Origin of the sequence: Nocardia jiangxiensis NBRC 101359, assembly GCF_000308615.1 — a bacterium.
GTDB classification, from domain to species: domain Bacteria; phylum Actinomycetota; class Actinomycetes; order Mycobacteriales; family Mycobacteriaceae; genus Nocardia; species Nocardia jiangxiensis.
The window spans coordinates 70,892-84,132 of the sequence record NZ_BAGB01000167.1; the positions used below are offsets into that span (position 1 = coordinate 70,892).

At 65.0% G+C, this 13,241-nt stretch carries 13 protein-coding genes; 9 read left to right on the top strand and 4 right to left on the bottom strand.

Annotated features, from left to right (window positions below; genetic code table 11):
* Positions 1-5: 5 nt before the first annotated feature.
* The 9 genes from ON40_RS41215 (at position 6) to ON40_RS48925 (ending at position 7,971) form a co-directional block, all read left to right on the top strand.
* Complete coding sequence (locus ON40_RS41215; protein WP_040831057.1) at positions 6-755, top strand: glucose 1-dehydrogenase; 750 nt, start codon at positions 6-8, stop codon at positions 753-755.
* A gap of 102 nt (positions 756-857) precedes the next feature.
* Positions 858-1,484: a TetR/AcrR family transcriptional regulator gene (locus ON40_RS41220; protein ID WP_040831059.1), complete on the top strand. Its 627-nt coding sequence runs from the start codon at positions 858-860 to the stop codon at positions 1,482-1,484.
* Between the two features lie 221 nt (positions 1,485-1,705).
* On the top strand, positions 1,706-3,040 hold the full coding sequence (locus tag ON40_RS41225; RefSeq protein ID WP_040831061.1) for an aromatic ring-hydroxylating oxygenase subunit alpha: 1,335 nt from the start codon (positions 1,706-1,708) through the stop codon (positions 3,038-3,040).
* A gap of 15 nt (positions 3,041-3,055) precedes the next feature.
* Entirely contained in the window at positions 3,056-3,394 is a 339-nt protein-coding gene (locus ON40_RS41230) for a 2Fe-2S iron-sulfur cluster-binding protein (protein WP_218008961.1), read from the top strand.
* Positions 3,387-5,063 (top strand): FAD-binding protein, encoded by a 1,677-nt coding sequence (locus tag ON40_RS41235; RefSeq protein ID WP_083896325.1) that lies wholly within the window; start codon positions 3,387-3,389, stop codon positions 5,061-5,063. Before ON40_RS41230 ends, ON40_RS41235 begins: the two co-directional genes overlap by 8 nt.
* Positions 5,060-6,049, top strand: a complete 990-nt coding sequence (locus ON40_RS41240; RefSeq protein WP_040831063.1) for a thiamine pyrophosphate-dependent dehydrogenase E1 component subunit alpha — start codon at positions 5,060-5,062, stop codon at positions 6,047-6,049. Before ON40_RS41235 ends, ON40_RS41240 begins: the two co-directional genes overlap by 4 nt.
* A complete protein-coding gene (locus ON40_RS41245; RefSeq protein WP_051194395.1) occupies positions 6,046-7,056 on the top strand; it encodes an alpha-ketoacid dehydrogenase subunit beta in 1,011 nt (336 codons plus the stop codon). Before ON40_RS41240 ends, ON40_RS41245 begins: the two co-directional genes overlap by 4 nt.
* A 56-nt stretch (positions 7,057-7,112) precedes the next feature.
* Entirely contained in the window at positions 7,113-7,340 is a 228-nt protein-coding gene (locus tag ON40_RS41250; RefSeq protein WP_040831138.1) for a biotin/lipoyl-containing protein, read from the top strand.
* 37 nt (positions 7,341-7,377) lie between these two features.
* Entirely contained in the window at positions 7,378-7,971 is a 594-nt protein-coding gene (locus tag ON40_RS48925; RefSeq protein WP_157186764.1) for a cupin domain-containing protein, read from the top strand.
* A gap of 89 nt (positions 7,972-8,060) precedes the next feature.
* Here ON40_RS48925 and ON40_RS41260 read toward each other — a convergent pair whose 3' ends face one another.
* From ON40_RS41260 to ON40_RS41275, 4 genes are all read right to left on the bottom strand, one after another.
* The gene (locus ON40_RS41260) at positions 8,061-8,876 is read right to left on the bottom strand and encodes an SDR family oxidoreductase (RefSeq protein WP_040831065.1); all 816 of its coding nucleotides are present in this window, start codon (positions 8,874-8,876) and stop codon (positions 8,061-8,063) included.
* A gap of 80 nt (positions 8,877-8,956) precedes the next feature.
* Entirely contained in the window at positions 8,957-9,817 is an 861-nt protein-coding gene (locus ON40_RS41265) for an NAD-dependent epimerase/dehydratase family protein (protein ID WP_040831067.1), read from the bottom strand.
* A 194-nt stretch (positions 9,818-10,011) separates the two neighbouring features.
* Positions 10,012-10,932, bottom strand: coding sequence for an LLM class F420-dependent oxidoreductase (locus tag ON40_RS41270; protein ID WP_040831069.1), 921 nt, complete (start codon positions 10,930-10,932; stop codon positions 10,012-10,014).
* A 13-nt stretch (positions 10,933-10,945) separates the two neighbouring features.
* A complete protein-coding gene (locus ON40_RS41275) occupies positions 10,946-13,213 on the bottom strand; it encodes a CaiB/BaiF CoA-transferase family protein (RefSeq protein WP_051194397.1) in 2,268 nt (755 codons plus the stop codon).
* Between the last annotated feature and the right edge of the window lie 28 nt (positions 13,214-13,241).

Genomic DNA, 13,241 nt, shown 5'->3' on the forward strand with positions numbered 1-13,241 from the left:
GAACAATGGAATCGCCATTCGAGGGAAAACGAGTTCTCGTCACAGGCGGCGCGGCCGGATTCGGCGAAGCGATCGTTCGCCGATTCGCAGGCTCTGGAGCATCGGTAGCCATCGCCGACATCGACGAGAAACGTGCCGAAAACCTTTCTGCCGGAATCGACCGCAGCATTGCCGTTGCCGTCGACGTCAGTGTGCCGGCCCAGGTGCAATCGATGATCGATAGCACGGTCACCGCGTTCGGCGGCATCGATGTACTCGTGAACAATGCGGGAGTCCCGCATCGCAAGGCGCTGGCGCTCGATCTCGAGATCGACGAGTTCGATCTGCAATTCGCCATCAACGTTCGAAGCGTCTTCTTGGCGACGAAATACGCAGTTCCGCATATGCCGGACGGATCCGTCATCGTCAACACCGCATCGATCGGCGCCAAGCGGCCCCGGCCCACGGCCACGATATACAACGCCACCAAAGGAGCGGTCATAACCCTGACGCGTGGCCTGGCCACCGAGCTCAGTCCCCGAATCCGAGTCAACGCGGTCGCGCCGGTGGCTTCTCCCACCGGCTTCATGAAGACCGCGACAGGTCTCGACGCGCTACCCCCGGAGATTATCGCCGCCACGACGAAGGGCATTCCGATGGGTCGCTTGGCGGAACCGGCCGACGTTGCGTCAGCCGTGCACTTCCTCGCGTCGCAGGACGCCTCATTTCTCACCGGGGTATGCCTGGATGTCGACGGCGGCCGAAGCATCCAATAGCGCATCATCACTCGCGGGACATCGACCCACGACTGGATCGGTACGCCCCGGCAGGATCTGCTGGTCATGAGAGGATGACGACTGCACGGGACGGAGGAACAGATGAGCGCGCCGTCTTACTTGGGCCGCCCGATGGGGGCGGACGGAGAGCAGACTCGTCGGCGTATCAAGGCTGCCGTGATGAAGCACGTCGCGGAGGTCGGCTATGCCAACGCCACGATGAAGGCGATCGCGCGGGAGGCCCAGCTCACCAGCGCCGCCATCTACCACTACTTCCCCTCCAAGGAATCGCTGGTCGTGGCGACGCTGGAGTCGGTGCAGGACGAAATAGTGGGGCGTCTGCAGGACGCGGCGGGGCGTGCGACGACGTTGGTCGGCCGCCTCACCGCCATCCTCGAGGAGGCGCTCGCATGCGTCGAGGACTACCCGACGGTGACGAGATTCGAGGCGAGCATCTCGTTCGAAACCAGTCGACATCCCGACCTGTCCGCACTGCGTACCAACCGCCGCGACGCGGAGGAAGAGCTGTACACCCAGCTGATCAGCAGTGCAATCGCCGCCGGTGAGCTTGCTCCCGACGTCGATTCGCAGTCTCTCGTCGATGTCATCTTGTCGATTTCGTCGGGGTTGACCTACCTGTCCGCGACGTCGATTCCCGAACGGCACCGTCGCGCGGTTCGCGCTGTCGAAGCGATACTTGCCTCCGGACTGCCAGTAGTCGGGAAGTAACCGCGCGTTCGTGCGCGAACCCGTTGCTGGACTCGAGATTTCACATGCCGAACGCCGCGGCCCGTGCCTGATCCGATGCGGTACGAGCCCGCCTTCCAAACATAGTTGACTTGGTTGACCTATTGACAGAACGAGTTCTACGCCACAAACTAACTCATCGATCAGTTAGTGATGCAGAACACGTTCCACCGATCTGATGTCGGCCATGTTTGGAGGCACCGATGACGACTCTCGAAGAACCCGTGCAGGCACCCGCTGCGGCGTTTCGCCATGCGATCACCGACCCGACGCGGGTCCCTGTCGAGCGGTACTTCTCCCCGGAGTTCGCCGAGCTGGAGAAGAACAAGCTGTGGACCCGGGTCTGGCAGATGGCGTGCCGCCTGGAAGAGATTCCTCGGGTGGGCGACTTCACCGAGTATCGGATCAACGATCAGTCGATCCTCGTCGTCCGTGAGAGCGAAGAGTCGATCAAGGCCTACTTCAACGCCTGCAGGCATCGCGCCACTTCGCTCGGTGACGGCACCGGTACGTTTCACGGCGGCCAGATCGTCTGTCCCTATCACGGCTGGCGGTGGAACCTCGACGGCAGCAACTCCTACGTGTACGCCGAGCGCGGGTTCACCCCGGCATGCCTGGACCCGGACGCACTGAGGCTGCGGGAGTGCCAGGTGGGCACCATGTTCGGGATGGTGTTCATCAACATGGACCCCGACGCGGAACCGCTCGAGGTGGCAATGGACGGAATCCGGCAGAAGTTCGACCTGATCGGGTTCGACCGGATGAAGGTGCGCTGGTGGCGGCACCTGGTGTTGCCGGGCAACTGGAAGATGGCGCAGGAAGCGTTCATGGAGGCCTACCACGTGATGCAGGCGCACCCTTCGCTGAGCATGGGCGCCGCGGACGAGGACTACGACGTCGATGCGCTCGGCGGCGACTTCGAATGCTTCGGCAACGGCCACGGGCACGCGCTGCTGAGTAGCAGCGGGGGCACTCCGGTCGCGGGAATGTCGTTGGCGGACTACTTCATTCAGTTCAACAACGCCTTGTACGTCGGAACCGATGCCTACACCACCGACCGGGAGATGTTCATCCAGCAAGGTCTGCTCGAAAAGGACATCGACGAGAACGATTTCCCGATGGCGTTCTTCCAAGCGCTGTACGAATACGCGCAGGGCGCCGGCATCCCCCTGCCGCCACCGACCACCGAGACCAGTGGATACGGGCACATCTTCCCCAACATCACCGTGCTGCCGGCCTACGGGAACTCCATCATCTACCGCGTGCGGCCCAACGGCGACGATCCCGAATCGTGTCTGTTCGAGGTGTGGGCGGTACAGATCCCCACCGCCGAGGAGGCCGACGTCGATCGCCCGGAACTCGAGGGGCCGATTCCGGTCGAGGAGTGGCCGCAGATCTTCAAAGAGGACTTCCTCAACATCGAACGCCAACAACGCGGAATCCACACCCAAGGGCTTTCGGATCTGATCATGTCCGAGAAGTACGAAGCGATGATCGTCAACAGCCACAAGACCATCGATGAATATCTCGCCCGGTAATCGAACGTGGTGCAGGTGCGGGTGGAACCCGCCGGAATCGATCTCGACGTCCCACCCGGGCAGACGGTATTCGAGGCCGCTCTCGCCGCGGGCGTGAAGTGGCCGACCATCTGCTTCGGTCAGGCCCGGTGCACGGCATGCGCGCTGACGATCGTCGACGGCCACCACAACGCCGGGCCCGTCGAGTCCGAAGAGCGAGATGTGCTGCGGCAGATGGCCGGTCGCCGCCGGCGATCCGCGATGCGGGACACCCGCATCGCCTGCCGGATGACGGTGCTCGGTCCTGTGACCGTGGACAAGCGCGGCGCGAAGAGACAGACCGATCCTGAGTGGAACGGTGATCGAAATGAATGACAGCACAGGCGGATTCGAGGAAGATGTGACAGCGCAAACTCGTGCGGCCGGAAACGGCGACACCACCTACGACGTGATCGTCGTCGGCTTCGGCGGGGCCGGAGCCTGCGCCGCGATCGCCGCCGCGGATGCCGGGGCGTCGGTGCTCGTCCTCGACCGGTCCTACGGTGGCGGATCCACCTACCACTCCGGCGGCGTGGTCTATGCCGGCGGCGGCACCAGCGCCCAGCACGAGGCAGGCGTCTCGGACAGCCCCGACAATATGTACGCGTACCTGCGCAAAGAGACCGGTGATGCGGTTGCCGAAGAGACTCTGCGCCGGTTCGTCAACACCAGTCCGGCGATGATCGAGTGGTTGCAGGCGCAGGGGCTCGAGTTCGAGGGCAGTGTCTGTCCGTACAAAACCTCGTATCCCACCAACCGGCACTATCTCTACTACTCCGGCAACGAACTGGCCGCGGGATACTCCGACGTCGCCGAGCCGGCGCCACGAGGCCACCGCACACGTGCGAAGAATTTCTCGGGTGCGACCTTCTACGGGCGACTGCGGGAGTCGGCCCTGCGCAGGGGCGTGACCTTCCGCCCCCTCGCCGAGGTGTCGAGCCTCATCGTGGACGGCGATGTGGTCGCCGGTGTCGAGTTCCGTGCGCCCGCGTCGAATCGTATGCCCGGCAAGAGGTTCGAGTTGTTCGTCAAGTTATCGGAGAAGATGCAGATCTGGCACGGGCCGACAGGGGCGCGACTGAACCGGATCGTCGAACGCGAGGTGCGCAAGCGCTCCACCACACACCGGGCACACGCCCGATCCGGCGTCATCCTCTCGACCGGAGGACACGGCTTCAACCGAGCGCTGGTGGACCGGCATGCACCGGCCTGGTCGGCGATCGAGGCACTGGGCACCGTCGGCGACGACGGTGCGGCCCTTCGGCTCGGTGCGGTGGTCGATGCCCGCACGGCCAAGCTGGGGGCGATGTCGGGATGGCGGTTCATCGCGCCGCCGTCGGGCTTCATGGAGGGCATCGTCGTCGACGGCGACGGTGTTCGATTCGTGAACGAGCAGCTCTACGGAGCGACGATGACGACACCCATGGTGGAGGAACACGGCGCGCGGGCCTTCCTGATCGTCGATTCGGCGACCTGGCGCCGGGCTCGCGGTCAACTGCGTAGCCAGACGGCCTTCTTCCACGCGCCTCAGATGGCCTACCTCTTCGGTCCGACCGGGCACGTGAAGGCCGGTACGCTCGCCGAGCTGGCCACCAAGATCGGGATCTCGCCGAAGAGCCTGACAGAGACTGCCGCACAACACAATTCGGATATCGAGCAGCGCCGTGCCGATGCGTTCGGCAAGAAGGACGAATTCCGGCATCGGCTCGGCGACGGGCCGTTCTACGCCATCGATCTCTCACCCGGCGTTTCCCCCGCCTATCCGATGAAATTCATCACCCTCGGTGGCCTGGTCGTCGACGAGACGACCGGCCAAGTCGTGCGCAACGACGGCGGGCTGATTCGAGGGCTCTATGCGGCCGGGCGCTCCGCGGTCGGTCTGTGTAGCACCAGTTACGTCTCCGGTCTGTCGCTCGCGGACGCGGTGTTCTCCGGTCGCCGCGCCGGAGAACATGCGGCCGGGGCGTCGGCACCGGCCATCATCGAAACCCAGGAGAGGCCATGACCCCGACCACAGCAGTACTCGACTCCGATACCCAGATCGCGTTGTACCGGACGGCGACCCGGATCAAGCTCTTCGACGAGAAATATCTGTCGTTGATGAAAAGTGGCGCCATCGGCGGCATGTACTACTCGCCGCGTGGCCAGGAATTCACCGCTGTGTCGGTCGCGGCCCATCTGCGCCCGGACGACTACGTCGTCACCATCTACCGCGGCCTGCACGACCAGATCGCGAAAGGTGTTCCGCTACGCGAATTGTGGGCGGAATTTCTCGGCAAGGCGACAGGCACCTGTGGCGGGAAGGGCGGGCCGATGCACGTCACCTCCCCGGAGCACGGTCTGATGGTCACCACCGGTGTGGTCGGTTCGGGTATGCCGATTGCCAACGGGATCGCCCTGTCGGCCGCGATGCGCGGAACCGACCAGGTCACCGTCGTCAATTTCGGTGACGGCGCATCCAATATCGGCGCCTTCCACGAGTCGATGAACCTGGCCTCGGTATGGAATCTGCCGGTGGTGTTCGTCTGCCAGAACAACCTCTACGCCGAGTACACGCCCCTTGCCCAGGGCACCTCCGTGGAACGGATCGCCGACCGCGCCGCCGCGTACTCGATGCCCGGGGTCACCGTCGACGGCAATGACCCGATCGCGATGTACCGGGTGGCCGGGGACGCCGTCGAGCGAGCACGCCGAGGTGACGGCCCCACCCTCGTCGAGGCGCTGACCTACCGGTTCAACGGTCACGTGATCGGCGACCAGCAGGGCTACATCCCCAAGGCGGAATTGTCGGCAGCCATCGCCGCCGATCCGGTGCCGCGCTATCGGGAACAGCTGATCGCGCAAGGCATCGCCACCGCTACGCAACTCGACGCTATCGACGCCGAGGCGGCCGCCGAAATCGCCGACGCTGCCCAGTTCGCACTCGACGCACCCTGGCCGGACCCCTCCACACTGACCACCGATGTGTATGCCGAGGAGGCGATCGCATGACCATCCAGGATGAGCGAACCACCGTCGCGACGAAGAATCTGCTCTTCGTCCAAGCGATCAACGAGGCGCTGCACACCGCGATGGAATTGGACGACAGCGTGTTCGCCCTCGGTGAGGACATCATGGACCCCGGCGGTGGCGGTTTCGGCGTGCACAAGGGCCTGGAAACCAAGTACGGTTCCGCACGCGTGCGCTCCACCCCGATCTCCGAGCAGGCGATCATGGGTGCCGCGATCGGTTCGGCGATCGCCGGTATGCGTCCGGTCGCCGAGATCATGCTGATGAACTTCGTGCACGTCTGCGCGGACCAGCTGATCAACCACGCCGCGAAGCTGCGCTACATGTCCGGCGGGCGTACCCCTGTGCCCCTGACCGTGCGCACTGCTACCGGCACGGGCGGCGGATTCGGCGCCCAGCACTCCGACATGCTCGAGGCGCCGCTGGTCCATGCGTCCGGCCTCAAGGTCATCGTGCCCAGCAACCCGGCCGATGCCAAGGGACTGCTTCTCTCGGCGATCTTCGATGACGACCCGTGTGTCTTCGTCGAGATGACCGGCCTGTACTTCGCCTCGAAAGGTGAAGTGCCCGAGGGGGATTACCGTATTCCGCTCGGGCAGGCAGCGATCGCCCGGCCGGGCACTGATGTCACGATCCTGACCTACGGCAGGCAGGTTCTCGACAGCCTCACCGCGGCGCAGACCCTGGCCGACGAGGGAATCGACGTGGAGGTGGTCGATCTGCGAACCATCCAGCCCCTCGATCTGCCCACCATCCTGGCCTCGGTAGTCAAGACCAAGCGCGCGGTGGTCGTCCATGAAGCCGTGCGGCGCGCCGGTTTCGGCGCAGAACTGGCCGCCACCATTCAGGAAGAGCTCTTCGGGGAGCTCGCCGGACCGGTGCTGCGCGTCACCGCGCCGAATACTCCGGTGCCCTATGCCGGAACGCTCGAACAGGCATTTCTTCCAGGCCCGGACAAGATCGCCGCGGCCGTCCGGGCGCTCGCCTAGCCGGGCATCCGATATCCCACAACGAATCGCATATTCCAGACACAAGGACAGTGACCGTGGAAATCAAGATCCCACAGCTCGGCGTGACCATGACGGAAGGGGAGATCACCGAGTGGCTGGTGGAGAACGGGGCATCGGTCACCGAGGGCGAACCGATCTACAACCTCGCCACCGACAAGACCGAAGCCGAAATCGAAGCACCGAGTGCGGGAACCATCGAAATCTTCGGCGAGATCGACACGACCTACCAGGTCGGGACCGTCGTCGGAATCATCCGGCAGTAGCAGCGCCGCACTCGTGGCCGCAGAAGAGGAGAAGCACATGTCCGAGCTTCGTGAATCGGTAGGCGGTGATGACGCCGCCCCCAGACCTGCAACGACGCGGCAGGGGACCCGGGCAGAGTTCCGGATATTCACTGGCGAACCAGTGGTCGATCTGCTCGAGATCATGGATTTTCCGGGCTATCCCGAAGAGGTCGTGAATTCGATCCCGCCCGACGAATTCGCCCTCATGGCAGGTGGAGCCCTCACGGAAGTGATGTTCTGCCATGATGATCCGGACGGGTACAGCCTGGCAAAGGTCTCGTTGGCGCCGGAGGTGATTCTGCCGGCGCACACCCATAATGTGGATTGTCTCTATTACGTGGTTGCCGGATGGCTTCAGCTCGGTCGTCGGCGCTTGGATCCGGGTGCGGGTTTCTATGTGCCCCGGGGGGCGCGGTACGGCTACCGCGCCGGTCCCGAAGGCGTGGCTGTCCTGGAATTCCGGCATGCCACGAAATTCGATATCGACGTCTCCGACACACGCTCGTCCACTTGGAGCGAATTGCGCCAGGCCGCACATAAATACAACGGCTGGCCCGGCTTCGCGGAGGAAGCCGGCTATCGGAGCCCGAGCATCGAAACGAATCAGTAGACCGATCAACTGCCGGACTCCGCCGAGGCGGCCGCGGCCTGTGCCGCGGCCGCTCGCCCCGATCGGCCGGTCAGGGTTCGCGAGACCGATCAGCCTTGGGCTGCGATGGAGGTCCGTTCCCATTCCTTCCACGTCGCCAGACGTTGGGCGTAGACGCCCTCGATCAGTTTCAGTGGCATCGTGCCGAAAAACACCCGCAGGGGTGGTTTCTCGGCGTCGACGATCTGCAGCAGCGCCGGCCCGGCAGCCTCGGGATCTCCCGAGAGGGCACGTCCCGAGCCAGCTGCCATCTGGGCGCGTAGGCCCTCGTAGGCCTCGATCGGCGCCGCGTGCGCCGCAGAGGACCCCGCCCAATCGGTGGCGTACCCGCCTGGTTCCACCAGGGTGACCTTGATGCCGAAGGGAGCGATCTCCTGTGCGAGCGCTTCCGACATACCCTCGAGCGCCCACTTCGACGCGTGATAACCGCCGAGCCTCGGGAAGGCTGCCACTCCGCCGATCGTGGAGATCTGCACGATGTGGCCCGATTTCTGTCGCCGCAGCTGTGGGAGTGCGGCCTGTGTGACCCACAGCGCGCCGAAGAAATTCGTCTCCATCTGGGCGCGAATATCGTCCTCGGACAATTCCTCCACTGCGCCGAACAGCCCGTAGCCCGCATTGTTCACCACAACATCCAGCTGCCCGAACGCGTCGACTGCCGTCGCGACCACGTCCGCCGCCGCGGACTTGTCCGTGACGTCCAGCGTGAGGGGCACCAGCGCGTTGCCGTACTCGGCCTTCAGATCGTGCAACGTCTCGACATCGCGTGCCGTGGCGACCACGCGGTCGCCACGCCCCAGTGCCGCCAGGGCGAACTGTCGTCCGAATCCACGCGACGCTCCGGTGATCAGCCAAACCTTGCTCATGAATACCTCCCTATCTTGGTGTCATTGGGCCGGAAGGGGCACTCGTCTCGATGACGCGGCTTCCACGTGGCCTCTGCGTTTTACCGAGTCGTGTTGCGCCAGCCGAATGTCGGCTGGTAGCCGAGTTCTCGGCGTGCCTTGTCGATACACAGCAGCGTTTCGTTGCCGGTGAATTCGCGGTTGGTGGGTACGCCGGGGAACTGCTCGGCGACGAGTTCGGCGGTCGGCCGTTCCATGACCGTGTCGGCGTTCGCGATGACGTACATCCGATAGCCGGGAATCGCATGTTCGAGGGCCTTGCGCACGGCCTGGGCGCCGTCACGAGTGTCGATGTAGGCCCACAGGTTCCAGCGTCGCCGGGCCGCGTCGGCCTGGTGTTCGCCGAACCGCGCGTAGTCGGTGTCGTCCAGCACGTTCGACAGCCGCAGCGCGGTCAGCGACATGTCCGGGTTCCATCGGGCTATTTCGGCGGCCATCGTCTCTTCGAGGTGCTTGGCGAGCGAATACGACGATTCCGGTCTGGCGGAGTAGTTCTCGTCGACGGGCAGATAGGGCGGCGGGGTGGTGAACGGGATGCCGAGCAACGTCTCACTCGACGCCCACACCACCGTGTTCACCCCGGCGCGGACCGCGGATGTGAACAGATTGTGGGTCGTCATGAGGTTGTTCTCGAATATCGCCGAGTTGGTGGCCAGCCCCGGTCCTGGTACGGCCGCCAGATGGACCAGAGCGTCGACCCGGCGGAATCTGCTGTCGACCGCGGCCAGGACCTCCGTCGCCTGGCCGAGGTCGCGGAGATCGGCGACCACCGAGGCGACCTCGCGGTCGGGGTGCGGCACCTTGTCCACGACAACCGGCTTCCACCCGTGCGTGCGCAGCTCGTCGACCACTGCTCGGCCGAGTTTCCCGCTGCCGCCGGTGACGACTACTCGTCTCGCCATTGTCTGCTCCTCATTTCAAGGTCGAATCGCTGAGAGCGGGCTCGCGGGTGCGGGTCAGGCGTCCTGTCCGAAAGGGTATACGACATCTAGCAATAAGAAAACGAGGTAAACATAGTTAGAGTTGATGGTTGTATTCGAATGGGTGCACGTTCCGCATGTCGGCGCATGCGGGGCAGGTGAGACCCGGCGATCGTTCAGCGAAACCGGGAGATCACCGCGTCTCCGTAGCGGTGCAGCGCGTCGATCGCCTCGTCGACGGTCGTGGCGGGCGTGTCGAGCACGAACCAGCCGACACCGGCCTGGTCGAACTCGTGCAATCGGTCATGGTGCTGGTCGAGCGAGGTGCGGTGGAGCAGCACCTGACTGTCCCGTCCCTCGATCTGCACTTCGACCGCGTCACGCGGCCTGCCCGCGGCCTCGGTGAGGTCGCGCAGTCGCCCGATCGCTCGTGTCAGCGCGGCCACGGTCGGGATCGCAGTCGTGCGGACCGTCCTGGCCATCTCCCGATCTATCAACAAGGGGGCCCAGCCCTGCCCGACCGTGGCCGCGCGTTCGATGGCCCGCCGGGCGTTCCCGGCGATCCACACCGGAACGCCGCCGTCTTGAACCGGGAACGGCAGTGCGGTCTGTGCCAGGCTGGTGAAGTGTCGGCCCTCGTAGCGATAGCCCCGCTGCGTCCAGGCGCCGCGCATCACCTCGATCGCTTCGTCGAACAGCTCGTTCCGCTCATCGAAATCTGCTCCGACGGCGGCGAACTCCGACTTCAGGTACCCGGCGCCTGCGGCCAGGACAGCCCTTCCCTGCGACAGCCGGTCCAGCGTGGCCATCGCCTTCGCCACCAGGAACGGGTTCCGGTAGGGCAGCACCATCGCGTACGTCATCAGCTTGATGCGGTCGGTGACGGCCGCGCAGAACCCGAGCGCGGTAGTGAGGTCGAAGCCGTCGTGGCCGCCCGACCGGATCCACTTGTCCGACGGGATGGGATGGTCGGTGACGGCGAGGGCGTCGAAGCCCGACTCTTCCGCAGCACGCGCGAATCGGGTCATCGCTTGTGGCCCTAGGAATTCCGGGGTGTACCCGCGGACCGTGAGCGGGTATTGGACGGTGAATTTCACCTGCTTGTCCTGTCTATCCGTGTTCCCAGAACGCCGGCACCGAAGGCCCACCAGCGACGCCCGCCGCGTACATGCGGTCGATCGCGGCCTCGTCGAAGCCGAGTTGCGCCAGAATCTCCCGGGTGTGCTGGCCGATCACCGGCGCGGCACGATCGAACCGGAGCGCGAAGTCACCGAACATCCAGTAGCTTCCGGGCTGGATCATGTGCCCGAAATGGTGGTGCTCGTAGCCGACGACCAGCTGCGCGTCGACGTTGTCCTGGTTATCGAAGAACTCGAACTGATGCGCCTCGCGGACGAACTCGGCCCGAATCCCTGTGGCGTCGAGGGCAGCGAGAAGCTCGTCGGACTTGCGTACCGCCAGGGCCGCTTCGATGTCCGCGATGTGGGTGACGCCGGCCAGCTCGAGCAGTGCGGCGAGAAGCTCGTCGGACTCGGCGACCACGGCGATCCACCCGTCGTCGGTCGCGTAAATGCGGTTGCCCGGCCCGGTTCCGGTTTGGGTGGCGTCGAAACGTGGATACGGTGCGATCGAGTCGTCGGCGAGCCGGATCAAGGTTTCCGACTGGGTCACGGTCGTTGTGCGCAGCAGTGAGCAGTTCGTCGTGCCCGAGACGCCGGTGTCGGCGCGATGGTAAACGGCGAGCAGGGTGCCGACGAGCGACAGCAGCGCCGTCTGGATGTCGAGTACCCCGAACCGGGAGAACTGCGGTAGTCCTCCGGTGCCGCCGTTCTCGATGTTCCAGCCGCCGAGTGCCTGGAAGATCGAGTCGAAGCCGGGACTGTCGGCGCGCGGACCCTTACTGCCGTAGCTGGCGACATGGGCGTAGATGATCTCCGGGTTGATCGCACGCAATCCGGCCTCGTCGACGCCGAGCTTCGCGGCGGCGCGGGGATGCTGATTGTGGTGAACCACGTCGGCCCACTCGACCAGACGTCGCAGCACGTCCCGGCCTTCCTCGGTCCGGATGTCGACCGCGAGGGATCGCTTGTTGCGCGAACACGCTTCCCAGAAGATCGGCTTCCAACGCACTCGATCGCCCTCGACCGGTTCGATCTTGACGACATCGGCACCGAGGTCGGCGAGCAGCATCGGTGCCATGGGTCCGGCGAGGAACGAGCCCAGATCCAGCACCTTCAAACCCGCGAGGGGCAGCCGAGGCAGGTCGGTGACGGTGGTACTCACCGCACGCGGAATCAGGGTGCCGAACACCTCGTCGGTGTGCTGGCCGAGCGTCGGCGCGGGGGCGCGCACAGCGCCGACGGGTTCTGTGACGAACGGCAAGCCGGCCTGGATGCTCGGTCCCCATTGCGGGTCGTCGACTTCCGTGATGTAGCCGTTGACGACGACGTTTACGTCGCGTAGTACTTCGCCGAGCGCCAGACATGGTTCGACCGCCAGGTCGGCAGCTCTGAATGCCGGCAACCATTCTGCACTCGAGCGCAACGAAATCACGCGTCGCAGAGCGTCGTTGGTGACTCCCGTCAGGTCCTCGACTCCGCCGCTCTCGGCCATGACTTCGTGGACCAGCGGGATGGCCGCGATGTTGATGCGTTCGGCCGGATTCATCAGCTGCAACCAGACCCCGTCGGCGCACTCGTACTCGGCGAGCTGGGGCGGACATTCGTATTTGTCGCTGATCAGCTCGGGGATCGGTCGTTCGGCCTGGTTCCACGACAGTGACGCGGTGGCCAGCATGCCTTGCAGCAGCGAGGTGTGCACCGATCCACCGCGCCCGGTCGCACGCCGGACGATCAGCCGGGTGATGATTCCGGAGGCCAGCAGTGATGCCGCGGCCCAGCTCGGCAGCGGGAACCGCAGGGGGATCGGGCCTTCGCGATTGCCCCAGGTCTCACCCATCAGTCCGGACCGCGCCTGGACCAGCAGGTCGTCGGCGGGTCGGTCGTTGTCGGGGTGGTTCGGTGGGTAGCCGAGCACCGACGCGACGATCAGCGAGGGGAACCTCTCGGTCGCGGACCGGTCGTCGAGTCCGTAGCGCGCCGCGATCCTCGGCGGAAAGTCGTGCACCACAACATCTGCACTCGTGAGCAGCCTGCCGAGGCGGCTGCGGCCATCGGTGGTATCGACGTTCAGGACGACGCTGCGCTTGCTGCGGTTCAACGTCGCGAACGCGGCCCGGGCGCGGACGGGGTCGCCGGAGTAGGACTCCACCTTGACGACGTCGGCGCCGTTCTCGGCCAGCATCCGGGTGGCCATGGGGCCGGCGAGGCCGGTGGTCAGGTCGACGATGCGGATCCCGTGGAGAATCTGGTCGGTCATGTCATCTGCTCCCTGTGACTCGGGTCCG